Annotated in this window: 27 protein-coding genes; 20 read left to right on the top strand and 7 right to left on the bottom strand. The window is 66.7% G+C overall.

Annotation, left to right across the window (positions count from 1 at the left end):
* Nucleotides 1–148 precede the first annotated feature (148 nt).
* The 5 genes from ACI2KI_RS10865 (at nt 149) to ACI2KI_RS10845 (ending at nt 5172) form a co-directional block, all read left to right on the top strand.
* Nucleotides 149–559, top strand: coding sequence for a DoxX family protein (locus ACI2KI_RS10865; protein ID WP_404619971.1), 411 nt, complete (start codon nt 149–151; stop codon nt 557–559).
* Nucleotides 560–708: 149 nt separating this feature from the next.
* Entirely contained in the window at nt 709–1194 is a 486-nt protein-coding gene (locus ACI2KI_RS10860; RefSeq protein ID WP_313103457.1) for a MerR family DNA-binding transcriptional regulator, read from the top strand.
* 2 nt (nt 1195–1196) lie between these two features.
* The gene (locus ACI2KI_RS10855; RefSeq protein ID WP_404619968.1) at nt 1197–2978 is read left to right on the top strand and encodes an acyl-CoA dehydrogenase C-terminal domain-containing protein; all 1782 of its coding nucleotides are present in this window, start codon (nt 1197–1199) and stop codon (nt 2976–2978) included.
* A 111-nt stretch (nt 2979–3089) separates the two neighbouring features.
* Nucleotides 3090–4253, top strand: coding sequence for an acyl-CoA dehydrogenase family protein (locus ACI2KI_RS10850; protein WP_404619966.1), 1164 nt, complete (start codon nt 3090–3092; stop codon nt 4251–4253).
* A 31-nt stretch (nt 4254–4284) separates the two neighbouring features.
* A complete protein-coding gene (locus tag ACI2KI_RS10845) occupies nt 4285–5172 on the top strand; it encodes a bestrophin family protein (RefSeq protein ID WP_404619964.1) in 888 nt (295 codons plus the stop codon).
* A gap of 13 nt (nt 5173–5185) precedes the next feature.
* On the opposite strand, the gene ACI2KI_RS10840 is transcribed toward ACI2KI_RS10845, so the two are convergent.
* Nucleotides 5186–5389, bottom strand: coding sequence for a hypothetical protein (locus ACI2KI_RS10840; RefSeq protein ID WP_404619962.1), 204 nt, complete (start codon nt 5387–5389; stop codon nt 5186–5188).
* A 290-nt stretch (nt 5390–5679) separates the two neighbouring features.
* Here ACI2KI_RS10840 and ACI2KI_RS10835 point away from each other — a divergent pair, with 290 nt between their 5' ends.
* The 3 genes from ACI2KI_RS10835 to ACI2KI_RS10825 all read left to right on the top strand — a co-directional run bounded on the left by ACI2KI_RS10835 (nt 5680) and on the right by ACI2KI_RS10825 (nt 9513).
* Nucleotides 5680–6399, top strand: a complete 720-nt coding sequence (locus ACI2KI_RS10835; RefSeq protein ID WP_404619960.1) for a 16S rRNA (uracil(1498)-N(3))-methyltransferase — start codon at nt 5680–5682, stop codon at nt 6397–6399.
* 70 nt (nt 6400–6469) lie between these two features.
* Nucleotides 6470–7831 carry a glutamate--cysteine ligase gene (locus ACI2KI_RS10830; protein ID WP_404619958.1) on the top strand — a complete coding sequence of 454 codons (1362 nt, stop codon included), beginning with the start codon at nt 6470–6472 and terminating at the stop codon, nt 7829–7831.
* 92 nt (nt 7832–7923) lie between these two features.
* Entirely contained in the window at nt 7924–9513 is a 1590-nt protein-coding gene (locus ACI2KI_RS10825; RefSeq protein WP_404619956.1) for an ATP-binding protein, read from the top strand.
* A 6-nt stretch (nt 9514–9519) separates the two neighbouring features.
* On the opposite strand, the gene ACI2KI_RS10820 is transcribed toward ACI2KI_RS10825, so the two are convergent.
* Nucleotides 9520–10311: a TSUP family transporter gene (locus ACI2KI_RS10820; protein ID WP_404619954.1), complete on the bottom strand. Its 792-nt coding sequence runs from the start codon at nt 10309–10311 to the stop codon at nt 9520–9522.
* 133 nt (nt 10312–10444) lie between these two features.
* Between ACI2KI_RS10820 and ACI2KI_RS10815 the strand changes: the two genes are divergently transcribed.
* The 6 genes from ACI2KI_RS10815 (at nt 10445) to ACI2KI_RS10790 (ending at nt 14948) form a co-directional block, all read left to right on the top strand.
* Complete coding sequence (locus ACI2KI_RS10815) at nt 10445–10654, top strand: hypothetical protein (RefSeq protein WP_404619952.1); 210 nt, start codon at nt 10445–10447, stop codon at nt 10652–10654.
* A 21-nt stretch (nt 10655–10675) separates the two neighbouring features.
* A complete protein-coding gene (locus ACI2KI_RS10810) occupies nt 10676–11281 on the top strand; it encodes a hypothetical protein (RefSeq protein WP_404619950.1) in 606 nt (201 codons plus the stop codon).
* Nucleotides 11282–11350: 69 nt separating this feature from the next.
* The gene (locus ACI2KI_RS10805; protein ID WP_404619948.1) at nt 11351–12100 is read left to right on the top strand and encodes a DUF72 domain-containing protein; all 750 of its coding nucleotides are present in this window, start codon (nt 11351–11353) and stop codon (nt 12098–12100) included.
* 77 nt (nt 12101–12177) lie between these two features.
* Nucleotides 12178–13248, top strand: coding sequence for an NAD(P)-dependent alcohol dehydrogenase (locus ACI2KI_RS10800; RefSeq protein ID WP_404619946.1), 1071 nt, complete (start codon nt 12178–12180; stop codon nt 13246–13248).
* Nucleotides 13249–13346: 98 nt separating this feature from the next.
* Complete coding sequence (phbB, locus tag ACI2KI_RS10795) at nt 13347–14072, top strand: acetoacetyl-CoA reductase (RefSeq protein WP_404619944.1); 726 nt, start codon at nt 13347–13349, stop codon at nt 14070–14072.
* Nucleotides 14073–14201: 129 nt separating this feature from the next.
* A complete protein-coding gene (locus ACI2KI_RS10790; protein ID WP_404619942.1) occupies nt 14202–14948 on the top strand; it encodes a DUF4908 domain-containing protein in 747 nt (248 codons plus the stop codon).
* Between the two features lie 27 nt (nt 14949–14975).
* Here ACI2KI_RS10790 and ACI2KI_RS10785 read toward each other — a convergent pair whose 3' ends face one another.
* The gene (locus ACI2KI_RS10785; RefSeq protein WP_404619940.1) at nt 14976–15854 is read right to left on the bottom strand and encodes an MBL fold metallo-hydrolase; all 879 of its coding nucleotides are present in this window, start codon (nt 15852–15854) and stop codon (nt 14976–14978) included.
* 71 nt (nt 15855–15925) lie between these two features.
* Between ACI2KI_RS10785 and ACI2KI_RS10780 the strand changes: the two genes are divergently transcribed.
* From ACI2KI_RS10780 to ACI2KI_RS10760, 5 genes are all read left to right on the top strand, one after another.
* Nucleotides 15926–16246, top strand: coding sequence for an ArsR/SmtB family transcription factor (locus tag ACI2KI_RS10780; RefSeq protein WP_404619938.1), 321 nt, complete (start codon nt 15926–15928; stop codon nt 16244–16246).
* Nucleotides 16247–16256: 10 nt separating this feature from the next.
* Nucleotides 16257–16787 (top strand): rhodanese family protein, encoded by a 531-nt coding sequence (locus tag ACI2KI_RS10775; protein ID WP_404619936.1) that lies wholly within the window; start codon nt 16257–16259, stop codon nt 16785–16787.
* Nucleotides 16788–16789: 2 nt separating this feature from the next.
* Nucleotides 16790–17560 carry a sulfite exporter TauE/SafE family protein gene (locus tag ACI2KI_RS10770; RefSeq protein WP_404619934.1) on the top strand — a complete coding sequence of 257 codons (771 nt, stop codon included), beginning with the start codon at nt 16790–16792 and terminating at the stop codon, nt 17558–17560.
* Between the two features lie 188 nt (nt 17561–17748).
* Nucleotides 17749–18504, top strand: a complete 756-nt coding sequence (locus ACI2KI_RS10765) for a Crp/Fnr family transcriptional regulator (protein WP_404619932.1) — start codon at nt 17749–17751, stop codon at nt 18502–18504.
* Nucleotides 18505–18532: 28 nt separating this feature from the next.
* A complete protein-coding gene (locus ACI2KI_RS10760) occupies nt 18533–19930 on the top strand; it encodes a transporter (RefSeq protein ID WP_404619930.1) in 1398 nt (465 codons plus the stop codon).
* A 36-nt stretch (nt 19931–19966) separates the two neighbouring features.
* Here ACI2KI_RS10760 and ACI2KI_RS10755 read toward each other — a convergent pair whose 3' ends face one another.
* Genes ACI2KI_RS10755 through ACI2KI_RS10740 form a run of 4 tightly spaced genes read right to left on the bottom strand, consistent with a single transcriptional unit; the run spans nt 19967 to nt 22979 of the window.
* On the bottom strand, nt 19967–20905 hold the full coding sequence (locus tag ACI2KI_RS10755; protein ID WP_404619928.1) for a hypothetical protein: 939 nt from the start codon (nt 20903–20905) through the stop codon (nt 19967–19969).
* Nucleotides 20906–20910: 5 nt separating this feature from the next.
* On the bottom strand, nt 20911–21648 hold the full coding sequence (locus ACI2KI_RS10750) for a C39 family peptidase (protein ID WP_404619926.1): 738 nt from the start codon (nt 21646–21648) through the stop codon (nt 20911–20913).
* Nucleotides 21645–22025: a hypothetical protein gene (locus ACI2KI_RS10745; protein ID WP_404619924.1), complete on the bottom strand. Its 381-nt coding sequence runs from the start codon at nt 22023–22025 to the stop codon at nt 21645–21647. The genes ACI2KI_RS10750 and ACI2KI_RS10745 overlap by 4 nt, the downstream gene beginning before the upstream one ends.
* Before the next feature lie 54 nt (nt 22026–22079).
* The gene (locus ACI2KI_RS10740) at nt 22080–22979 is read right to left on the bottom strand and encodes a hypothetical protein (RefSeq protein ID WP_404619922.1); all 900 of its coding nucleotides are present in this window, start codon (nt 22977–22979) and stop codon (nt 22080–22082) included.
* 308 nt (nt 22980–23287) lie between these two features.
* Between ACI2KI_RS10740 and lepA the strand changes: the two genes are divergently transcribed.
* The gene (gene lepA, locus ACI2KI_RS10735) at nt 23288–25096 is read left to right on the top strand and encodes a translation elongation factor 4 (protein ID WP_404619920.1); all 1809 of its coding nucleotides are present in this window, start codon (nt 23288–23290) and stop codon (nt 25094–25096) included.
* The last annotated feature ends 89 nt before the right edge of the window (nt 25097–25185 follow it).

Below are 25185 nucleotides of genomic sequence, written 5' to 3'. Positions count from 1 at the left end.
CGTCGGATTACGGGGAATTGTGGTTTCAGCCACGCCGTCGCCGCAGGTCGCGCCTACCCCGGTTCACAGATTGTTACAGTTCCTTGACGATGGGACCCCGCAATCTGATCTAGCAACTGTTACCAATCAAACCTCCCCGGTTTCGACCATGACCTCGACCACCTTGACGCCCCGATCCCGCGCAAAAGCCGATTACCTGAACCTGACCCTGTGGACCTTCCAGGGCTGGATCGCGATGTTCTTCATAGCCGCCGGCTACGCCAAGCTGACGGAGTCGATGGAGAACCTGACCGTGCTGATGCACTGGCCCGCCATGGCCAGCGTCAACTTCGTGCGCGGCCTGGGCGTGGTCGAGATCGTCCTGGCTCTGATGGTTCTGGCGCCCCTGGTGTCGTGGCGTTTTGGTCGTCCCCTGCTGCTGACGGCCAGCGTCGGCCTGCTGGCCTTGCAGAGCATCATGCTGATCCTGCACGGCATGGAACTGAACGTCGGCCTGGCCCTGACCAACCTCTTCCTGATCGCCATCACGGCGCCGGTCTTCTGGTTCCGCCGCCACTGATCGCCTGACAATTTTTCTTCCCGGATCGGCCGTGGCGGGCGCAAGCTCTCCGCGGCCGATTTGCGTTTGGCCTCCCGCCGCGTTCACAACTTGTCGAGGGAGCGAGCGAGAAGCTTCCCTTTACGTCCGCGTCAAGTTATGAATGACGCATGGCGACCGCAGACGATCACCGCACCTATTCCATCCGGCACCTGTGCCGCGAGTTCGGGGCGACCGCGCGCGCCCTGCGCTTTTATGAGGACAAGGGCCTGCTGACCCCGGCCCGCAAGGGCCAGACGCGCGTCTATGACAGCCGCGACCGCGCCCGGCTGAAGCTGATCCTGCGGGGCCGCCGCATCGGCTTCACCCTGCAGGAGATCCAGGAGATGCTGGATCTGTATGACCGCAAGGACCACAACGTCCATCAGATGGCCGTGGCCCTGCGCCGTCACCGCGCCCAGGTCGAGGCGCTGAAGCAACAACTCGAAGACATCGAGGGCGCCATCCAGACGGCCGAAGAGGCCTGCGCCTGGATGGAGTCCAAGCTGGGCGAACACCGTCCCGACCTGCTGCCGGGGGCGGACGAATACGCCAACCTGCTGAGCGAACGGCTCAACCCCGACAATCAATTCCAGCCCTTCAAAGCGAGAGCCTGATCATGGCCTACAAGGCGCCTGTCCGCGACCTGTCCTTCGTCCTGCACGACGTGCTGGAGGTCGAACGCTACGCCAACCACTTCGCCGACGCCGATCTGTCGCGCGACCTGATCGACCAGATCATCGAGGAAGGCGGCAAGTTCGCCGAGGAGGTCATCGCCCCGATCAACCGTCCGGGCGATCAGGAAGGCTGCCATATCGAAGGCGACGTCGTGACGACGCCCAAGGGCTGGAAGGAAGCCTATCATCAGATGGTCGAGGCCGGCTGGACCAGCCTGGCCTTCGGCACGGAATACGGCGGTCAGGGCCTGCCCTCGATCGTGTCCATGGCCGTGGGCCAGTTCACGGCGGCGGCCTCGGCGGCCTTCTCCATGTATCCCGGTCTGACGGCGGGCGCCTATCACGGCATCGAGGCCTCGGCCTCGGATGAGCTGAAGCAGACCTATCTGCCCAAGATGGCGACCGGCGAATGGACCGGCACCATGAACCTGACCGAGCCGCAGTGCGGCACCGACCTGGGCATGGTCCGCACCAAGGCCGTGCCGAACGGCGACGGCTCCTATTCCATCACCGGCCAGAAGATCTGGATCTCGGCGGGCGAGCACGACTTCGCCGACAACATCATTCACACCGTCCTGGCCCGCGTCGAAGGCGCGGTTCCGGGCATCAAGGGCCTGAGCCTCTTCGTGGTGCCCAAGTTCCTGGTCAACGCCGATGGCGCGCCGGGCGAGCGCAACGGCGTCGCCTGCGCCGGCCTGGAACACAAGATGGGCATCCACGGCAACGCCACCTGCGTCATGGCCTATGAGAACGCCAAGGGCTGGCTGATCGGCGAAGAAGGCCGGGGCATGAACAACATGTTCGTGGTCATGAACGAGGCCCGCCTCGGCACTGGTCTGCAAGGCCTGGCCATCGGCGACGCCGCCTATCAGGCCGCCGTCGAGTTCGCCAACGACCGTCTGCAAGGCCGCGCCCTGACCGGCGCCAAGAACCCGGACGGCCCGGCCGACCCCATCATGGTCCACCCCGACGTGCGCCGGATGCTGCTGGAATCGAAAGCCTTCGTCGAAGGCGGCCGCGCCTTCATCCTGTGGACCGCCCTGCAGGCCGACCTGCAGAAGTCCTCGGACGAGGCCACGGCGACCAAGGCCAAGGACTACATGGGCCTGATCACGCCCGTGCTGAAAGCCTATCTGACCGACAAGGGCTTCCACGTGGCCAGCCTGGCCATGCAGGTCCACGGCGGCTCGGGCTATACCGAGCACTTCCCCGCCTCGCAGTATCTGCGCGATGCGCGCATCACCATGATCTATGAGGGCACCAACGGCATCCAGGCGCTGGACCTGGTGGGTCGCAAGCTGCCGTCGAACGGTGGCCGCGCCATCATGAGCTGGTTCGCCGACATCGACGCCTTCGTGGCCGAGAACGGCGCCGACGAGGCCATCAAGCCCTTCGTCGACGGCCTGGCCGACACCAAGAAGAAGCTGCAGGACGGCACCATGTGGCTGATGCAGAACGGCATGGCCAACCCGGACAACGCCGCCGCCGCCTCGACCGACTACCTGCACATCTTCGGCCTGACGGCGCTGGCCTATATGTGGGCGCAGATGGCGAAGTCGGCCCAGGCCAAGATCGCCGCCGGCGACGCCGATCCCTACTACGTCACCAAGCTGCAGACCGGGCAGTACTTCGTCGAGCGCATCCTGCCCGACGCCGCCGCCCATCTGGCCAAGCTGAAGACCGGCGCCGAGGTGCTGATGCAGATGCCCGCCGAGGCCTTCTGATCCGCCAGTGAACCACAGGGCCTCTCTCGCCGACGCGGGGGAGGCCCTTTCTCTATCGACCGCGCCCAGACGACCGCCAGAGTCCGAACCGCGCCCGCAGGAAACGCGACCATGAACGTGCTCAACACGCCCGAACCCGACTTCATGCTTGATGAGGAGATCACCCTCTTCTCCGACAGCGTCGGCAAATGGATCGACGAGCACGCCCCGCCCGAGAAGTTCCAGCAGTGGATCGCCGCCTCCTCGGTGCCGCGTCAGTTGTGGAACGACGCGGGCGACGCCGGCCTGCTGGGCCTCAGCCTACCGGAAGAAGACGGCGGCTTCGGCGGCGACTATCGGCACGAAGTCGTGCTGATGCGTCAGCTGGGCTGGAAGGGCGCGGACCACTTCGGCATCTCGCTGCACAACGCCATCGTCATGCCCTACGTCTGGCACTACGGCACGGCCGAGCAGAAGGCGCGCTGGCTGCCGCGCCTGGCCTCGGGCGAACTGGTCGGCGCCATCGCCATGACCGAGCCGGGCGCCGGTTCCGACCTTCAGGGCATCAAGACCACCGCCATCAAGTCGGGCGACCACTACGTCCTGAACGGCTCCAAGACCTTCATCACCAACGGCCAGCTGGCCAACTTCATCATCGTCGTCGCCAAGACCGACCCGGCCGAGGGCGCCAAGGGCACCAGCCTGATCTGCCTCGAAACTGACGGCGCGGAAGGCTTCGAGCGCGGCCGCAACCTGCACAAGATCGGCATGGAGGCCAACGACACCTCCGAGCTCTTCTTCAACGACGTCAAGGTCCCGCTTGAGAACATCGTCGGCGGCGGCGAGGGCCAAGGCTTCGTCCAGCTGATGCAGCAGCTGCCGCAGGAGCGCCTGAACATCGCCGTGCAAGGCGTGGCCGCCGCCGAGCGCGGCCTTGAGGCGACGCTGGACTACGTCAAGCAGCGCAAGGCCTTCGGCAAACGCGTCATCGACTTCCAGAACACCCAGTTCAAGCTGGCCGAGGTCAAGACCAAGCTGACCGTGGCCAAGGTCTTCGTCGACCACTGCATCGGCCTACACCTGAAGGGCCAGCTGGACGCCGCCACCGCCTCCATGGCCAAGTACTGGGTCACCGACATCCAGGGCGAGACCATCGACGAGATGCTGCAGCTCTTCGGCGGCTACGGCTACATGAACGAGTACCCGATCGCCCAGCTCTACAAGGACGCCCGCGTCCAGCGCATCTACGGCGGCACCAACGAGATCATGAAGCTGCTGATCGCACGCACCCTGTAAAACCATCGGGCGCAGGGGTAAGGGGTGGCGCATGATCGTCCGCTCCCGCCCCGGCCCGCTGGAAATCCTGTTCGCCATCAACGGGTCCATCCTGCCGCGCGTGGTCGGGCGGCTGGCCCTGACCGTCGTCATCACCGTGGCGGCGGTCATGCTGCACCGGGAACGGCCCGACCTGCCGGTGCATCTGGCGGCGGCGCCCTTCGCCCTGATCGGGCTGGCCCTGTCCATCTTCATGAGCTTCCGCAACAACGCCTGCTACGACCGCTGGTGGGAGGCGCGAAAGCTGTGGGGCGAGCTGATCATCGCCGTCCGCTCTTTCATTCGCCAGACGGCCCTGCTGCCCGAGGAGCGCCGCACGCCCATGCTGAACGGGGTCGGCGGCTTCGTCTTCGGCCTGGCCGCCCGCCTGCGCGACCGCGACGAGGCAGGCGAGATCGCCCGCTGGACGCCGGTCGAGCCCGCGCCCCATGCTGTCGACGCCGCTCTGACCGGCGTGGGGCGCCAGTGCGCGGAACTGCTGCGCGACGGCCTGATTGACCCGATCCGCTACTCAGTGCTGGAGTTGCGGCTGACCGAGATGAGCCATGTTCTCGCCGGTTGCGAGCGGATCAAGACCACGCCCCTGCCCTTCGCCTACGCCCTGCTGCTGCACCGGACGGCCCATGCGTTTTGCCTGATGCTGCCCTTCGCCCTGGCCCCGGCCCTCGGGTGGTGGACGATGGCGGTGTCGCTGCTGGTCGCCTACACCTTCTTCGGGCTGGATGCGCTCGGCGACGAACTGGAAGACCCCTTCGGCGACGATCCCAACGACCTGCCGCTGGACGCCATGAGCCGGATGCTGGAACGCGAACTGCGCCACGCCCAGGGACAGACCGACCTGCCCCCCGTCTGGCCCGCCCAACGCGACCGGCTGAGCTAAATGCAAACCTAGGCTATATTGCCCGCTCATCCCCGCGAGGGCGCCACGGGCATTTTCGCCAGACCCAGCGGGCCGCAATGACCAGCGTGGTGATCCATACCCCCAGCACCGGCAGGCCCAGGTAGGGCGCAAGCGGGACAAAGAAGGCCACCAGCCAGAACCACCCCCAGGTCAGGTACCAGCTCCAGGTCAGAACCGGCTCGATAAATCCGGGCACGCTAGCGTCGCATCGAATGAAGACGATGAGGGCATCCCCAAAATAGCACCCTGCTGGCCAAGGCCCTCCTCGGGGGTAGGGCAGAGCAAGTTGCGCATAGGTCCCGATGGAAACAATCACAGCCACGGCGACCGCCGCAAAGGGACCCGCTCGACGCTCAAACGCTCGCAGCAATTCGCGCACTCCATATCGATACCATCGATATGTGGACAGGATCGCATCAGACAGCAAGACGGATTGGCGCATCAGTCCGGGATGACGGCGGCCCGCGCGCCCGCTAAATCCCTAACATGATCCGTTTGCACGTTCAGGGCGACCTCGCCCCCGGCCTCGCCGTCGCTCCGACCCTCGACCAGTCGCGCTACCTGACCCAGGTGATGCGTTTGAAGGCGGGCGACGACCTGCTGGTCTTCAACGGCCGTCACGGCGAATGGCGCGCCAGCGTCGCCGAGGTGCTGAAGAAGGGCGTCATCCTGCGCGCCGAGGAGCTGGTGCGCGAACAGACCCTCGGCCCTGACCTCGAACTGATCGTGGCCGTCGTGAAGAAGGCGCGGGTCGAGACCATCGTCGAAAAGGCGACCGAACTGGGCGCTGCGCGCGTGCGTCTGGTCCTGACCCATCGCACCAACGCCGACCGGCTGCGTCTGGACCGGCTGGACGCCATCGCCGAGGAAGCCGCCGAGCAGACCGGGCGTCTGGACGTGCCCCTGGTCGATGATCCGATCAAGCTGGACGCCCTGCTGGACGGCTGGGACGCCGAGCGCCGCCTGATGTTCTGCGACGAGACCGGCGGCGCGCCCGCCATCGGCGCCCTGACCGCTGCGGGCGGGGGCAAGTGGGCCATCCTGATCGGTCCCGAGGGCGGTTTCTCGCCCGAGGAAGGCGCCCGGCTGCGGGCCCTGCCCTTCGCCACCGCCGTCTCTCTGGGCCCGCGCATCCTGCGCGCCGACACCGCCGCCATCGCCGCCCTGACCCTGTGGCAGGCGGCTGTCGGCGACTGGGAGCGATAGAAGTTTATCGCCTTGCCTCTTGAGCGGGGCCGTATCCTCGCCCATCTAGCCGCGACAGCAGGGGTTACAGATGACCGACACGGCGCCGCTTTCCAGAGAGCAACTGATCCACGCCATGTCGAAGGGCGAGAAGCCCGCCGACCAGTGGCGCATCGGTGCCGAGCACGAGAAGTTCGGCTTCGACAAGTCCACCCTGCGCCGCCCCGCCTATGAGGGCGAGAACGGCATCCTGGCCATGCTGACCGGCCTGCAACGCTTCGGCTGGTCGCCGGTGGAGGAGGCCGGCCACGTCATCGCTCTGGAGCGCAAGAACGCCGAGGGCTTCACTGCCTCGATCAGCCTGGAGCCGGGCGGCCAGTTCGAGCTGTCGGGCGCCCCGCTCCAGACCATCCACGACATCTGTTCGGAGACCGGCCAGCACCTGATGGAGGTGAAGCAGGTCGCGGACCAGCTGAACCTCGGCTTCCTCGGCGCCGGTTTCGACCCCCTGTGGCGGCGCGAGGACGTGCCGGTCATGCCCAAGGGCCGCTACGGCATCATGCGCGCCTACATGCCCAAGAAGGGTTCGCTGGGCCTCGACATGATGCTGCGCACCTGCACCATCCAGGCCAATCTCGACTTCGATTCAGAAGCCGACATGGTGATGAAGTTCCGCACCTCGCTGGCGCTTCAGCCCATCGCCACCGCCCTGTTCGCCTGTTCGCCCTTCACCGAAGGCAAGCCCAACGGCTTCCTGTCGGCGCGCGCCAATGTCTGGACCGACACCGATCCCGACCGCACCGGCATGCTGGACTTCGTCTTCGCCGACGGCTTCGGCTACGAGCGCTACGCCGACTATGCGCTCGACACCCCCATGTATTTCGCCAAGCGCGGCGAGACCTATGTCGATCTGTCGGGCCAGTCGTTCCGCACGTTCATGACCGAGGGTCTGGACGCCCTGCCCGGCGAGCGCGCCACGGCCAAGGACTGGGCCGACCACCTGACCACCCTCTTCCCCGAAGTCCGGCTGAAACAGTATCTGGAGATGCGCGGCGCCGACGGCGGACCGTGGAGCCGCATCTGCGCCCTGCCCGCCCTGTGGGCCGGCATCCTGTACGACGCGCCGTCTCTGGCCGCCGCCTGGGACCTGTGCAAGGACTGGGACATCGCCGACCATGAGCGCCTGCGCCGCGACGTCACCCGTCTGGGTCTCAAGGCCGAGGTGGCGGGCCGCAGCGTGCGCGACATCGCCGTCGATCTGGTCGAGATCGCCAAGCACGGGCTGAAGAACCGCGCCCGCTTCTCGGGCGGCATGGTCGACGAGCGCGGCTATCTGTCGGAACTGGAAGACATCGCCGACAGCGGCGTGACCCCGGCCGACCGTCTGCTGGAGCTGTACCACGGCGAATGGCAGGGCGACGTCAGCCGCATCTATCGCGACTTCGCCTACTGAGGCGCCTGCCCGCGCCCCCCCCTGTCACACGATGGAAATGCGGCCTTAACCGGCGACCTTTAGACATGACGGCGAGTACGCAAGGATCGCCCATGACCATCGCCACGGCCGCCCCCTCCATGACGGGAAAGCCGCAGTCGACCCGCGACGAGGCCGCCGACCTGGCGACCTTCTTCGACGTCTCCCTGGACCTGCTGGTCATACGCGACCTGCAGGGGATCATCGTACGGGTCAGCGCCTCCTGGGCCGCGACCCTCGGCTATAAACCGGAAGATCTGATCGGCCGGGCCATCCTGAGTCTGGTCCATCCTGACGATCTGGCCGCCACGCTAGACAGCGCGACCGAGGTCGAGAACCGCCGCCCCGACGCCCCGGTCAAGGGCCACGTCAACCGCTACCATCACCGCGACGGCCACTACGTCACCCTGGAGTGGCGGGCGCGCAAGTTCGGCGACCGCATCTACGCCGTGGCCCGCGACGTCACCGCCAAGATCGCCGCCGAACAGGCCCTGATCGAGGCCAAGGCCGCCGCCGAAGCCGCCAACCGCGCCAAGTCCGACTTTCTCGCCAATATGAGCCACGAGATCCGCACGCCTCTGAACGGCGTGATCGGCATCGTCGACGCCCTGTCGCGCACCGATCTGGCGCCCGAGCAGGCCGAGATGGTGGGGTTGATCAGCACCTCGGGCGTGACGCTGGAGCGGCTGGTCTCGGATATGCTGGACGTCTCGCGCATTGAGGCCGGCAAGCTGGAGCTGGAACTGCGGCCGTTCGATCTGGACGAGGCCCTGGCCGCCCCGCTGGACACCCTGCGGATGCGGGCGGAGGACAAGGGGCTGGGTTTCCACGTCGAGCGCGCCGAGAACGCGCGCGGCGCCTTCATCGGCGACAGCGTCCGCATCAGCCAGATCCTGGGCAACCTGCTGTCCAACGCCGTCAAATTCACCAATGAGGGGTCGGTCGCCGTCCGCTTCGCCCTGTCCGAGGACGACGGGGCCCCGACCCTGCTGAGCTTCGAGGTCGAGGACACAGGCGTCGGCTTTGACGCCGACCACGCCGCCCAGCTGTTCCAGCGCTTCAGCCAGGCCGACAGCAGCATCACCCGCCGTTTCGGCGGCACCGGCCTGGGCCTGTCGATCTGCCGATCCCTGACCGAGATGATGGGCGGGCGCATCGAGGGCACCTCCACGCCCAGCGTCGGCAGCCGTTTCCGGGTCGAGCTGCCCCTGCCCCGCGCCGAGAGCCTGCAGACCTATGACGCGCGCGACGGCGCCGCCCTCGCCGCCGGGCCGCAGCCCTCGCGACGCCTGCGCGTGCTGCTGGCCGAAGACCACCCGGTCAACCAGCGCGTGGTGCAATTGATCCTGGCCGATCATGTGGCGGAACTGGTCACCGTCGAGGACGGCGCCCAGGCCGTCGCCGCTTGCGAGACCGGAAGCTTCGACGTGGTGCTGATGGACATGCAGATGCCGCGCATGGACGGGCTGAGCGCCACCCGCGCCATCCGCGCGCTGGAGGCGACCCGACCGGGCGCGCCGCGCACCCCGATCCTGATGCTGAGCGCCAACGCCATGGCCGAGCACCGCGACGCCGCCCGCGAGGCCGGCGCCGACCTGCACCTGGCCAAGCCGGTCACCGCGCGCGACCTGCTGGGCGCTCTAGAGATGCTCTCTTCGGGCTAAGCCGGCTTAGCCGAGCCAGCCCGTCACCATGACCCGCAGCGGATTGGCCGGGTCGGACAGCAGCCGCGCGGTGATGGCCAGGGAGATGATCACCAGCAGGGGCCGGATCAGACGCGGGCCGAAGCGCATGGCCGCATGCGAGCCCATCCGCCCGCCGATGAACTGCCCCACCGCCATGATCCCCGCCAGCGCCCAGACCACGTGCCCGCCCGCCGCCAGCACCACGATGCCGACCACATTGCTCATCAGGTTCAGCGCCTTGGTATGGGCCGTGGCGCGCGTCAGCCCCATGCCCAGCAACATGACCAGGCTGAGGGCGAAGAAGGAGCCGGTCCCCGGCCCGAAGAAGCCGTCGTAGAAGCCGATCCCGCCCGCCACGACGGCATAGGCCAGCGGCGTCAGCCGAGCGTGGGCGTCCTCGTCCGAGGCCTTGGGCCCCAGCAGGAAATAGAGGGCTATGCCGATCAGCAGCACCGGCAGGACAATCATCAGCCAGCGCGTGTCCACCAGGGTCACGGCGAAGGCGCCCAGCCCCGCCCCGACGCCCACCAGGGCCAGAGGCCAGCGGATCAGGCGGAAATCGACGCGGCCTTTTCGCCAGAAGTTCCACAGGGCGCTGGCCGTGCCGACGCTGCCCTGCACCTTGTTGGTGGCGATAGCCGCCACCGGGTTCAGCCCCACCGACAGCAGGGCCGGCAGGGAGATCAGCCCCCCGCCGCCCGCGATGGCGTCGATGAAGCCGGCGATCACCGACGCCAGCCCCAGAAGGGCGATGATCTCAGGCGTCAGTTCCGGCACGCGCACAGTTCTCCCACGACAGCGGCGCTATAGACCCCGGCTTCGCAGCACGCCACTCCTGCGCGCTTGACGAAAGGCGCCGTCGCGCCGTTGATGCGACCTCTTCGGCTCGGCCGGAATCGCAGGGGGATGCGTGATGAAGAAAACCGTGGTCGTGGGCCTTCCCATGGGACTGATCATCGGCGTCATCCTCGGCGCCCTGATCGACAACATGGCGATCGGCCTGCTGCTGGGCCTGGCGCTCGGTTTCGGCGTCATCAAGTTCGGGGGCGGCAAGAAGCCGGCCGACGAAGGCGAGGCCTCGCCGCCCCGCGACATGGACGAGAAAGCGCCCAAGCCCTAAGCGGTACAGCGGGGGGCCGACGTGAGCGCATTCGAATTCTTCTTCAGCTTCTATGGTCTGGTGCTGGGCCTTTCGGTGGCGGTGATCGCCACCGGGGCCGCGCGCGCCTTCAAGCACCGCAAGACCGTGAAGGTCGGCTGGAAGACGCCGGTGCTGGCGGCCTTCGTCGCCCTGGACATCGCCACCTTCTGGGACGCGGCCTGGACCAATTTCAGCACCGCCCCCTACAGCTATGGTCTTCTGATCGCGGGCCTGGTCGTGGCCACGGTCTATTTCGTCGCCACCAGCCTGATCTTCCCCGAGCCGGACGACGAGGTGCAGGATCTGGACGCCCACTTCTGGGCCAACAAGCGCGCCGTCATGCTGCTGCTGATCCTGGCCAACCTGATGATGCTGGTCGGCGCGGTCTGCGTGAACCTATCCAAGAGCAGCGGTCTGCAAGTGGCCGCCAGCTACGGGCTCAACCTGGCCATCTATCTGGTCCTGGTCATTCCGGCCGCCCTGACGCGACGGGCCTGGGTGTTCGCGCTCACCGTCGGCCTGCACATCGCCCTCTACCTCTTCCTGGCCGGGCTCAGCATTATGAACCCCGCCGTCATGGCGGCGGCGGCGGTCGGCGCGTCCTGACGCCGCGCGCGGTTGCCCGCCGACCCGCGTCGGGTGCATGAAGAAACTGGCATCCCAGGAGGCTCGGCCATGACAGGTTCCATCCACATCGGCGTCGGCGGCTGGACCTTCGAGCCTTGGCGCGGGGTCTTCTATCCCGAGGGTCTGACGCAGAAGCGCGAACTGGAGTTCGCCAGCCGGGCGCTAACCTCGATCGAGATCAACGGCACCTATTATTCCACCTTCAAGCCCGACAGCTGGATGAAGTGGCGCGACGAGACGCCCGAAGGCTTCGTCTTCGCCGTCAAGGCCAGCCGCTATTGCACCAACCGCAAGGTGCTGTCCGAGGGCGGCGAGAGCTTCGACCGTTTCCTGTCGCAGGGCCTGACCCTGCTGGGCGACAAGCTGGGGCCGATCAACTGGCAGTTCATGGGGACCAAGAAGTTCGACGCCGAGGACTTCGAGGGTTTCCTCAAGCTGCTGCCCCAGGAAAAGGACGGGGTGCGGCTGCGTCACGCGCTGGAGGTGCGAAACCCGACCTTCGCCTGCGAGGCCTTCTATGACCTGGCGCGCCAATACGGCGCGGCCATCGTCTATGCCATCGACGACGAGGAGCCGACCTGGCCGCAGATCGACCAGGCCACCGCCGACTTCACCTACGCCCGGCTGATGTCCAGCCGCGATGACGAGCCGACAGGCATGACCTCGGCCGAGTTGGACGCCGTGGCGGCCCAGACCCGCCAATGGGCCGAGCGCGGCGACGTCTTCGCCTACTTCATTTCCGGGGCCAAGGTGCGGAACCCGGCGGCGGCCCAGGCGCTGATCGCAAAGCTGAAATAGCCGCCGGGTCGTCTTGCGGCGATGCGGAGCGCGTCCCATCTGCGGCGCGCCCACCTGCCAAGCTTGAGGATGCCCCCATGCCGATCGCCACGCGCGCCTTCGCCGCCACCGCCGCCGACCAGCCCCTGAGCCCCTACAGCTTCGACCGCCGCGACCCGGGGCCGGACGACGTGGCCATCGAGATCAAGTATTGCGGCGTCTGCCATTCCGACCTGCACGTCGTGCACAACGACCTGGGCGGCACCCGCTATCCCATCGTGCCGGGCCACGAGATCGCCGGCGTCGTGACGGCGGTCGGCGCCAATGTCACGCGCTTCAAGGAAGGCGACCGGGTCGGGGTCGGCTGCATGGTCGACAGCTGCCGCACCTGCCCTTCGTGCCAGGCGGGTGAGGAACAGTACTGCGTTCCCGGCATGACCCAGACCTACGGCTCGCCCGATCCCAAGGGCGAGGCGGTCGGCCAGACGATCACCCAGGGCGGCTATTCCGACCGGATCACGGTCGATCAGAACTATGTCCTGTCCATTCCCGACAGCCTGCCGCTGGACGCCGCCGCGCCCCTGCTGTGCGCCGGCATCACCACCTACAGCCCCCTGCGTCACTGGAAGGTGGGGCCGGGATCGAAGGTGGCGGTCGTCGGTCTGGGCGGCCTGGGCCATATGGCGGTCAAGCTGGCGGTGGCCATGGGGGCGGAGGTCAGCGTCCTGTCGACCTCGGACCGCAAGAAGGCCGACGCCGAGCGCATGGGCGCCAGACACTTTCTGATCAACTCCGACAAGGCCGCCATGAAGGCGGCGGCCGAGAAGTTCGACCTGATCATCAACACCGTGTCCGCCACCCACGAGATCGCCAGCCACCTGAACCTGCTGGCGCGCGACGGAACCATGGTCATGCTGGGCCTGACGACCGAGGGCCTGCCGGTCTTCGCCATGCCCCTGCTGTGGCGTCGTCGCAGCGTCGCCGGCAGCCTGATCGGCGGCATCCGCGAGACCCAGGAGATGCTCGACTTCTGCGCCGCCCACGGCATCGTCTGCGACATCGAGACCATCGCCCCGCATCAGATCAACGAGGCCTATGCGCGTATGGAGAAGTCCGACGTCCGTTATCGCTTCGTCATCGACATGGCGCAGATTGATCAAGCCGCGTAACGACGCCTCCACGCCGCCGCTTCCCCCTTGCCAATCCAGGGCGGGTTGCCGAGGGTAGGGCGACGTCGATGCGGCGTCGTCACTACAGGGGAGGGATCATGGCGCGTGTGGCTCTGGTGACCGGGGGAACCCGAGGTATCGGCAAGGCGATCGTTCAGCGGCTGAGAGAAGACGGCCTGGCCGTCGCCGCCGGCTATTCCGGCAATGACGAGGCCGCAGAGGCCACCGCCCGCGAACTGGGCGTGATGGTGGTCAAGGGCAATGTCGGCTCGTTCGAGGACTGCGAGCGGGCGGTGAAGGCGGTCGAGGCCGAACTGGGCCCCATCGACGTCCTGGTGAACAACGCCGGCATCACCCGCGACGGCTTCTTCCACAAGATGAGCGCCGATCAGTGGTCGGACGTGATCCGCGTCAACATGGACAGCGTCTTCAACATGACGCGGCAGGTGATCAACGGCATGCGCGACCGGGGCTTCGGCCGGATCGTCAACATCTCCTCGATCAACGGTCAGAAGGGGCAGATCGGCCAGACCAACTATTCCGCCGCCAAGGCAGGAATGATCGGTTTCACCAAGGCCCTGGCCCTGGAAAACGCGCGCAAGGGCGTGACCGTCAACTGTATCGCGCCCGGCTACATCGACACGGAAATGGTCGGGGCGATGGACCAGAAGGTGCTGGACAGCATCATCGCCCAGATCCCGGTCGGCCGCCTGGGCAAGGGCGAGGAGATCGCCGACATGGTGTCCTGGCTTTCGGGCGAACGTGCCGGATATGTCACAGGCTGCACCCTCTCGCTGAACGGCGGCCAGTACCTGGTTGGCTGAACCGGCTTTGCCTAAAATCCGCCGTTCGGGCGTTCCACGACTTCAACCATGATGACTACGGTCGAGGTTGCGGCGGAGAATCCGCCATGCTTCGCCGTCCCGGCGCCCCGCGCCAGGACGGTCGGAGGCGTGCGCCTCGAACTCGCCGCCCTGATGGCGCTCGGCGCCTGCCTGTCGGCGACCCCGGCGGCGGCGCAACTGCGTTCCAACGTCCAGACCGAACAGAGCCGGGTCATTCGCGACCAGTCGGTGACCCGCACCCTGCCGCCGCCCGGCCGCTATTCCTCCGAAGCCGGCCAGACCTTCATGCTGGACCGGGCCGGCAACCTGACCCTGCTTCGTTTCGAGCGCTCGACCGAGACCTGGGCCCTGCGTCCGACCTCGGCGCCGCGTGGCGACACCATCTATCGCAACGACGCCGGCGAGCAGGTCCTGCGCGTCACCCCCTCGGGCGGCATCACCGTCTATACGACGCGCAATCCCGGCGGCTCGCCTGTCTCCCAAACCGGCCCCGCCGTCAGCCTGGAGCCGACCAGCCTTGGTCCGGTGCAGATGTTCAACCTGATGACCCGGCGCAGCAGCCTGGTCAGCGAGGCTCTGGGCCGGCTGGTCCGCATCAATCTGGACGGCCAGGAGTCCGAAGCCCTGTGCATCGAGGCCCTGATCGTCACCACCGACGCCGTGGTCCGTATCGCCCGCTCGCCCAGCGCCCGCCCTTTCCTGGATCGCCTGCGCAGCATCACCGTGATCGAGGGCACACGCGCCTCGGTCAGCTATTCCAACGGCGACCTGCGTGTCGTGGTCGATCCCAAGCGCGGCATCGCCGGCCGCCCGTCCTCCGCCCGCGTCATCCGCGCGGTGATCCCGCAGGACTGACGACCAGGGCCGGCGCGAGCCGAACCCTCAGAGGGCGTTCAGCGGCGTCTTCAGGAAGCGGCGCCCCGACGGCTCGGCCGGCGGCATGGCGCCGGCGCGAATGTTGATCTGCAGCGCCGACAGGATCAGCTGCGGCGGGCTGAGCGTCGCGTCGCGGGCCTCACGCATGGCGACGAAGTCGTCTTCGGACCGCCCCCCGCCAATATGGATGTTGCCGGCCTTCTGGGCGCCCACCGTCGTCTCCCAGGCGAAGACCTCGCGTCCTTTCGGCAGATAGTCGTGACCGACGAAGACGCGGGTCTCATCTGGCAGGGCGAGCAGCCGCTGGATTGAACGATACAGGGTCCGTGCGTCGCCGCCGGGAAAGTCGCAGCGCGCCGTGCCGTAATCGGGCATGAACAGGGTGTCGCCGACGAACAGGGCGTCGCCGATCCGATAGCTGACGCAGGCTGGCGTATGCCCCGGCGTGTGCAGGACCTCGACCTCCAGCTCACCCAGACGGAAGCGGTCGCCGTCGGCGTAGGTCTCGTCGAAGACCCCGGCGTCCGGCGTCACGTCGCGGGCCTCGAACAGGTCGCCGAAGGTCTTCTGAACCTGCTTGATCCGCTCGCCGATGCCGATGGGGACTCCGGTGCGGATGCGAATAACGTCAGCGCCCGTCAGGTGGTCGGCGTGGGCGTGGGTCTCCAGCACCCGTTCCAGACGCCAGCCGCGCTCGGCCACGATGGCCAGCAGGCGGTCCACCGATCCTGTCGAGGTGCGCGCCGCCGCCGGATCAAAGTCCAGCACCGGATCGATGATCGCCGCCGCCCCGGTGACGGGATCGGCCGCCACGTAGCTGATCGTGTGGGTCGCCGGATCGAAAACGCCGACGACGTGAGGAACGGAAGGTGCGGCCTGGGTCATGAAACGATCTCCTTGCAGCGCCTTATATATTAGCAATTGCTAATTTAGCAATGACGCATATATTGCCCGCCATGATCACACACAAATCCATAGGACTGGAGCAGTTCCAGCAAAGCGCCGGCGAGGCGACGCGACTGCTCCGGTCGCTGTCGAACGAGCACAGACTGATGATCCTGTGCCAGCTCGGCGGCGGCGAACTGCAGGTGTCGCAGCTTCAACTGCTGGCCGGTCTGTCCCAGTCCGCCCTTTCGCAACATCTGGCCCGCCTTCGCGAAGACGGACTGGTGGCCACGCGTCGGGACGGCACCGCCGTCTTCTACCGTATCCACGACCCGGCCGCCCTGAAGGTGATCGCCGTGCTCGCCGACATCTACTGCCCCCCGCAAGCCTGAGGACCCCGCCATGACCCTGATCCCCCTGTCCCCTGCAGATGTGGCCGCCCGACTGAAGTCCGGCGCGGCGCGTCTGATCGATATCCGTGAGCCGGATGAATACGCCCGCGACCACATCGCCGGCGCCCTGCCGGCGCCGCTGTCAGCCTTCGAGGCCGCCGACCTGACCCTCAAGGCGGGTCAGGACGTGGTCTTCATGTGCCGCTCCGGCAACCGCACCGGCGTCAACTGCCAGCGCCTGGCCGACCGCGTGGCAGGCCCGGCCTATGTCCTGGACGGCGGTCTGGACGCCTGGAAGAAGGCCGGGCTGCCGACCCGGATCAACGCCAAGGCCCCGCTGGAGCTGATGCGTCAGGTGCAGATGGCGGCGGGCGGGCTGATTCTGCTCGGCGGGCTTCTGGGCGTGACGATCCATCCCGCCTTCTGGGGTCTGAGCGCCTTCGTCGGCGCGGGTCTGTTCGTGGCCGGGGCCACCGGGTTTTGCGGCATGGCGCGTCTGCTTCTGCTCGCCCCCTGGAACCGGGCTCTGAAGCGGAGCTGACCGTGGAAACCGTCCAGCTCGCGCTCGCCACCCTCAGCGGCGGGGTGGTCGCCCTGTTACTGACCGTCTTCGGCGGCGGGGGATCGGTGCTGGCCGTGCCCCTGCTGCTCTATGTCGTCGGCGTACGTGATCCGCATGTCGCCATCGGCGTCTCGGCGGCCGGGGTGTCGCTGAACGCGCTGACCGCCCTGGCCGGTCAGGCGCGCGCCGGCCGCGTGCGCTGGCCCTGCGCCCTGACCTTCGCCCTGTTCGGCGCGACCGGCGCCTGGTTCGGTTCGTCAGTCGCCAAGGCGATAGACGGCGAGCGTCTGTTGCTCTTCTTCGCCCTCGCCATGGCGGCGGTGGGTCTGGCCATGCTGCGCCCGGCCCGCGGCGAAGGCTCGGCGGCGGTGCGCCTGTCGCCCCGCCTGGCGCCCCGCGTCGCCTTGTCGGGGGCCGGCGTCGGCGCCGCCGCCGGCTTCTTCGGCATCGGCGGCGGCTTTCTGATCGTGCCGGGCCCGATGGGCGCGACGGGCATGACCCTGGCTTTGGCGCAGGCCTCCTCGCTGGTCAGCGTCGCCGCCTTCGGCGCCACGACGGCGGTCAACTACAGCCTGTCGGGCCTGGTGTCCTGGCCCCTGGTGGGCGCCATGACCGCTGGCGGCGTGATCGGAACCCTGCTCGGCCTGCCCCTGGCCCGACATCTCGGGGCCAACGCCGCCCTTGGCCGTCGCCTGTTCGCCGGACTGATCATCCTGGTCGCTGTCTATGTGGCGGGGAAAGCTCTGCTCTAGGCGCGCAGCCTGCCGACCGAAGCCTCGCCGTTACGCCCTGGCGCGGAAATACGTGTTTCTACGTACTTAACGGAACACCGGCGTTCGGCGGCCGTTTGGCCGGACGGAGGAGCGCCGGATATGCATTTGGCGAAGGAGGGGCGCAGCACGGCTGGAGGGCCGTCGCCGCGCAGGAAGGCATGCCGAACATGACGTCGCGAACGCTCAGCGTGCGACGCACCGCGACCGTGCCCACGGACACGGCGGCCCTGCGCATACTCAACACCGTCGCCCGCCTGTCCGAAGAGGAACGCGCCCTGGTGCGTCGCCTGTGCGTCTTCCAGGAAGTCATAGCGGCAGGTGAAGCCTTCAGCGCCGAAGGTCGGGCGGTGACCCCGCGCCTGATCCTCAGCGGCTGGGCCTGCCGTCAGCGCACCCTGGCGGACGGCCAGCGACAGATCTTCGGCTTCCTGCTGCCGGGGGACGGCCTGGGCCTGGGCGCGGAGCCTCGCCCGCTGGATGAAACCACCACCGTGGCCCTGACGCGCGTCGAATGCGTCGATGCGGTCATGCTGCGCGAAATCCTCAGTCTTCAGGACCCGCGTCATGATCGGCTGCGCCGCGCGCTGGTGGCCGCCCGTCGCTATGAGGACGTTTGCCTGCTGAACCATGTCGTGCGGCTGGGCCGGCAGTCCGCCCTGGCCCGCATCGGACATCTGTTGCTGGAACTGCGCGACCGCCTGCAGCGCGCGGGGCTGTGCAGCGCTGATCGGATGCACCTGCCGCTGACCCAGGAGACCCTGGCCGACGCCCTCGGACTCAGCCTGGTGCACGTCAGCCGAACGCTTGGCCAGATGAAGCGCAGCCGCCTGATCTCCATGCAGAACGGCTGGCTGACCATTCTGGACGAAGCCTACCTGCGGACCGCCTGCGACTACGGCGCCGACTACCCCGTCCTTCATTGATCCCCTGTAGCAAGAGAAAGAGAGCGTCATGATCCTGCATCGTCCTTCGCCTCGGCAGCGCGACCTGCGCGGCTCTCGTCGAAAGGGAGTCCGATCCAGCCTTTTGCTGGCCTCGGTCGCGACAGTCGCCCTGATCAGCCCCGCCGCCGCCTTTGCCCAGGACGCCGATCTGGCCGCGCGGGTGGCCCGGCTGGAAGCTCTGGTGCTCGATCAACAGAAACGGATAGAGGCCCAGGAAGCGCTCCTGGCCGAGCGCGCCTCCGGAACGATCCCGACCGCCGGAGACGCCGCATCTCAGGTCGATAGCCGCTGGCGCGTCCAGACCGATGCTTCGGGGCGCGCCATCTTCGCCGACCGCGACATGGCGGCCCTGCGCGCCGGTCAGGCGCCCGGCCAGACCGGCGCCGCGCCGCCGACCCAGGTCGCCAGCCAGGTGAACCCCAACGGCCAGATCCAGCCCACCCCGGCGCCGTCCGGCGCTCCGCCGGTCGCCCCCGCGCAAATGGAGGCCCGACGCGAGCAACTGGCGGCCATTCCGGAAGGCATCGCGGTGCTCAGCCGCGCTGGCAAGCTGTCCCTGGACCTGTCGACGGAATACACGCGCTCCAGCGCCAACCGCCTGGTCTTCCGCGGCATCGAGATCGTGCCCGGCGTCCAGATCGGCGTGATCGAGGCCAACGAGGCCGACCGCGACACCAGCGCGGTCAACATCGCCGCCAAGTACGGCCTGACCTCGCGCATGGAAGTGGACCTGCGCGCCAGCTACATCCGCCGCAACGACACCATCACCACCGTCCAGCAGCGCGATGAGGCCGTGACCCGCACCATCGACCTGAGCGGCGACGGCATCGGCGACGTGGAAGCCTCCGTCCGCTATCAGATCAATGGCGGCGAACGCGGTCGTCCGATCTTCATCGCCGGCCTGCGCGCCAAGAGCGACACCGGCGAAGGGCCGTTCGACATTCCGCGCGACGAGTTCGGGGTCGCCACTCGCCTGGCCACCGGCTCGGGCTTCTGGGGCGTGGAGCCCAGCCTCAGCTTCCTCTATCCCAGCGATCCGGCGGTCATCTTCGGCAGTGTCAGCTATTTCGCCCACCTGCCGCGCGACATCAACAAGACTGAAGGCGGCGTCCGCATTGGAGAGGTCGATCCGGGCGATGCCATCGGCATGTCCATCGGCTTCGGCTTCTCGCTCAATCCGAAGTTCTCGTTCTCCCTGGGCTACAAGCACAGCTACATTCGCCCGACCTCGAGCGAGTTGAACGACATCGTCGAGAAGTCCGACTCCCTGCAGGTCGGCGCCCTGCAGTTCGGTATGTCCTATCTGCTGACTGACCGTTTCAGCCTGAATGGCAATTTCGAGTTCGGGGTGACGGAAGACGCGCCGGATATGCGGTTCGTCCTGCGGCTGCCGATCGCCTTCTAGCCGCGCCCAGACCTCCGCTCGCAAGAGCGGGGGTCGTCAGCGGCCCAAGGCCCCCACCAGGGATGTGTTGAGGTCGTAGGTCAACTGGGAAACACGCTGCTGGGCGACGCTGTTGGCCTGAATCGTCGCCAGATCGGGCAGGAATAGATTCAGCTCCATGTCCTGACGCAGATTGCGATTGTTGGCGTTGTTGACGATCAGGCTCTGCAACTGGCCCGCCGTCACACTGTGGATCAGGGCCGTCGCGCCATTGCCGTCCACCAACGCGACGCCGCCGATGATTCCTCCGGCGACGACGGTGTTGGCCGTATTGGCTGTGTTGGCTGCGTTGCCCGTGTTGGCTGCGCTGCCTGTGCCGCCTGCGCCGGCTGCGTTGCCTGCTCCGCCCACACTGTCCGCACCGCCTGCGCTGCCTGCGCTGCCCGCACCGCTTGAGCCGCTCGCACCGCCTGGCGTTCCTGCACCACCTGCGCCGCCAGCGCCGCCAGCCCCTGCGCTAGCTGCACCGCCCGCGCTGCCCGCACCACCCGCGCTAGGCACGCCGCCGGTGATCGCGGTCAGATCAATGCCGTTGCTCACCAAGGCGGTCACGGCGCTGGCCAGATCCGTCACGCCGGGCACATTGCCCTGCACCTGCGTGGTCACAGGCCCCGCAGGCGTCCAGGTCAGCTGCGTCTTCAGCGCCAACTCGTTGTTGATGTAAGAGCGAATGACGACGCCGAAGCCGAAAGTGAAGCCATTGGTGGTGACGAAGCCGCCACGCAGCCCCGACAGTTCATCATCGGACAGCGCCTGGGGGCCCTTGGCTTCGGCCTGGGGCGCGTGCTCCGGTCCAGGGACATAGGACCGCAATCCGTCTTCCGGAACCACGGGCTGGACCCAGGTCGGCGCTCTGGCCATCGAGGTCGTCGTCGGGACGACCGGCGCGAGGGCCGTCAGGGCCATCAACAGAGAGAGAGAATATGGGCGTCGCATGACCATCACCTCAGGAACGGATCTAGAGGGAAGCGCGTGGTGACCTGATAGAGCGGGGGCAGTTCCCGCGTCAGCTCCGCCAGGGAGCTGTTCGGCAGGGCCTGCCCGGGCCGCGCCCGGTTCCAGGGCGTCCATTCCGCCGCCTGGTTGAACTTGTCCGCGGGCTCGCGAAGCACGAAGGCGACGCCGTTCCACATCGCCGTGAACTGCTCGCGCGTATAGATCTTCAGCCCCAAGGCGGGATCGCCGACCAGGACGCGTCCCGCATCATCCCCCTTGAACACCACGAAATGCTTGTAGCCGGCCGTGTCGATCATCACGATCGCGGGTCGGTTCATGTCTTCGAGGTCTTTCAGGCTCAGCCGGAAGCCGTCCGCCTGATAGCCGTTGGCTTCGAGAAACTTCTTCATGTCGAGCAAGGAGAAGCCGACGCGCTGGATCACGCTCGGATCACCGGCGGCGTACATGGCGCGAAACACCTGCTCCTCGCCGACATCGCGGTTGTAGTGATAGCGCAGCAGCGTGGCCAGGGCGGCCGAGCCGCAACTGAAGTCGTAACGCTGGCGCACCACCGTGCGAAACGGAATGTCACGGTAGCTGACGACGTTGAGCCGAGCCGGCGCCGGCCCGTTGCTGAGGATCACCTCTGCGCCAGCCGGCGCAGCGCCCAGCCAGGCCGAACAAAGGACCGCGAGCGTCAGGCCCGCGCCGCAACTCAAACCACGACCCCCCGTACGTTTCACGGCGTCGGTCCCGTCGTGACGATGTTGATCGTGATGGCGCCCTGCAGATTGTTATTGTGCCCGGTGTTCATCACGAAGTTGCCGATGCCGTTGTAGCCCGCGAAGGCCCCGCCGGCGAAGGTGATCCCGCCGGAGCCGACCGTGTTGGCGGTGACGCTGTTGCCGCTGTTGGTCGCCTTCAGCAGTTGATCGCTGGCGACAACGACTACGACGCCCTGACGGCCGTTGAGGTCATGCAGTTGCGCCAGGTCCAGGGTCTCGACGGTGGACGGCGCCGCCGCTGCGGGAGTCTGCGACACGACGGGCGGTACGGTTGGCGTCGGGGGAGCGGGGTCCGAGCCGGCGAACAGCAGCGCGGCTGTTAGTACGATAAGCATGGCTTCCTCCCAAAAGAGATCGGCGGCCGGGAAACCCGGCCGCCGACTGTAGGCCTAGTGTGCGCCACCATTGCCGAAGGTGACGTTGGCGTTGGCGCTGACCGCCGTCGCCGCCTGACCGATCGAACCCATGCCGGTGTTGTTGCTGACCGTCTGGATGCCGGCGAAGCCGGCGAAGGCGCCGCCGTCCTGGCCGATATTGCCGGTGGTCAGCGAGCCGATGTGGTGATCGCTGCCGCCCGCCGCGAAGCTTTGGCCGCTCACGGTGGCGTCGAGGTCCTGGTTCGTCAGCGAGAGGTGGACATTCCAGGTCGTGGTCGAGTTGTCGGTGTTGTAGGAGTCGTCCACCTTGGTGTTGTAGGAATCATCCACCTTGGTGTTGAACGAATCGTCGATATCGACCGAGTTATCGACCGAATTGTCGGTGTTGTAGGAATCTTCGATCTTGGTATTGGTCGAATTGTCCGTGTTATAGGAGTCTTCGTTCTTGGTATTGAACGAGTCGTCGTAGTCAGTCTTGGTATTGAACGAGTCGTCGTAATCAGTTTTCGTGTTGAACGAATCGTCGTAGTCGGTCTTGGTGTTGTAAGAGTCGTCAATATCAGTGTCGTACTTTGTGTTCACTGAATTGTCGGTCTTCGAATTGTCGTTGAACGAATCATCGTACTTCGTATTGGTCGAAGCGTCGCTGTTGTACGAGTCATCGACCTTGGTGTTGGTCGACGCGTCGCTGTTGTACGAGTCATCGACCTTGGTGTTGGTCGACGCGTCGCTGTTAAAGGAGTCATCGACCTTGGTGTTGAACGAGTCATCCAGATCGTTCTGCGACTGGCTGTTATACGAGTCGTCGGTCCCGCTGGGGTCCGGGTGGACAGGATCATGCGCCTGTGACGCGGTTGCAAACGCCAGCACCCCCAAGAGAACTGCTGCCGAACTCATCAATTTGGCACGCATATCATTAGCCTCCAGATCATATTGGATACGGAGGTTCCTCCACCTCCGGACAACCCAATCGTTCTGAAAGACCCTCGTTCCCCGTTCTCGCGGCAGGAGAATTGGCCCAAAAACGTACATTCTTCAGGCGCCTCCGCGACGCCGGACCTCATTTGTTATGGCGCCGAGCGACTGCGTGCAGCAGATCGGGTCATTTGATCAGGCGACCACCCGGAATAAACTCGTCCCCTCGCCGCGCTCGACCAGAAAATCGCCGCGCACACCCGACGCATGGCGTTTGAGCGCGCCGGATGCTAAGCGCGCGGACCATGACGACGCCCCCTATCGAACGCATCCGCAACTTCTCGGTGGTCGCCCACATCGACCACGGCAAGTCCACGCTGTCGGACCGACTGATCCAGCACACCGGCGGCCTGTCCGCGCGAGAAATGTCGGAACAGGTCCTTGATAACATGGACATCGAGAAGGAGCGCGGGATCACCATCAAGGCGCAGACCGTGCGCCTGAACTACAAGGCCCAGGACGGGCTGGAGTATGTTCTGAACCTGATGGACACGCCGGGGCACGTCGACTTCGCCTATGAGGTGTCGCGCTCGCTGGCCGCGTGCGAAGGCTCGATCCTGGTGGTGGACGCCTCGCAGGGCGTCGAGGCGCAGACCCTGGCCAACGTCTATCAGGCGATCGACAACAACCACGAGATCGTGCCGGTCCTCAACAAGATCGACCTGCCCGCCGCCGAGCCGGAACGGGTGAGGGCCCAGATCGAGGACGTCATCGGCATCGACGCCTCCGACGCCGTCATGTGCTCGGCCAAGTCGGGCATCGGCATCGAGGACGTGCTGGAGGCCATCGTCACCCGCCTGCCCGCGCCCAAGGGCGACATCGACGCCCCCTTGAAGGCCATGCTGGTCGACGCCTGGTACGACCCCTATCTGGGCGTGGTCCTGCTGGTGCGCGTCTTCGACGGCGTGCTGAAGGCCGGCATGCGGGTGAAGATGATGCAGTCGGGCTCGACCCACCTGGTCGACCGCGTCGGCGTCTTCCTGCCCAAGAACACCCCGGTCGAGGCGCTTGGCCCCGGCGAGGTCGGCTTCATCACCGCCCAGATCAAGGAAGTGGCCCACGCCGCCGTCGGCGACACCATCACCGACGAGAAGAAGCCGACCGCCGAACCGCTGAAGGGCTTCAAGGAAGTCCAGTCGGTGGTCTTCTGCGGCCTCTTCCCGGTCGACGCCGCCGACTTCGAGGACCTGCGCGCCGCCATCGGCAAGCTGCGCCTGAACGACGCCAGCTTCACCTATGAGATGGAATCCAGCGCCGCCCTGGGCTTCGGCTTCCGCTGCGGCTTCCTCGGCCTGCTGCACCTGGAGATCATCCAGGAGCGCCTGAGCCGCGAGTTCAACCTGGACCTGATCGCGACGGCCCCCTCGGTCGTCTACAAGATCGGCCTGCGCGACGGCCGCGAGATCGACCTGCACAACCCGGCCGACCTGCCCGACGTGATGCAGATCGAGACCATCAGCGAGCCGTGGATCAAGGCCACCATCCTGACCCCCGACGAATACCTGGGCGGCGTCATCAAGCTGTGTCAGGACCGCCGCGGCACCCAGGTCGAGCTGTCCTACGTCGGCAGCCGCGCCCTGGTGGTCTATGAGCTGCCGCTGAACGAGGTCGTCTTCGACTTCTACGACCGCCTGAAGTCGATCTCGAAGGGCTACGCCAGCTTCGACTACGAGATCACCGACTACAAGGTCGGCGACCTGGTCAAGATGAGCATCCTGGTCAACGCCGAGCCGGTCGACGCCCTGTCCATGCTGGTCCACCGCGCCCGCGCCGAGACGCGCGGCCGCGGCATGGTCGAGAAGATGAAGGAGCTGATCCCGCCCCACATGTTCGTCATCCCGATCCAGGCGGCCATCGGCGGCAAGATCATCGCCCGCGAAACCGTCCGCGCCCTGCGCAAGGACGTGACGTCCAAGTGCTACGGCGGCGACGCCACCCGCAAGAAGAAGCTGCTGGAGAAGCAGAAGGCCGGCAAGAAGCGCATGCGCCAGTTCGGCAAGGTGGAGATCCCGCAGGAAGCCTTCATCGCCGCCCTGAAGATGGATGAGGATTGAGGGCAACAGCGCCTATACGAGCCAAAATTTGGGCGAAGCATTGCTAAACGCAAAATTTGATGGTGTATTTCCTCCTGAACGAGGAGATT

This window comes from Brevundimonas sp. NPDC046655, assembly GCF_044901625.1.
In the GTDB taxonomy this organism is placed as follows: Bacteria; Pseudomonadota; Alphaproteobacteria; order Caulobacterales; family Caulobacteraceae; genus Brevundimonas.
This window is presented reverse-complemented; position numbering and strand designations above follow the sequence as displayed.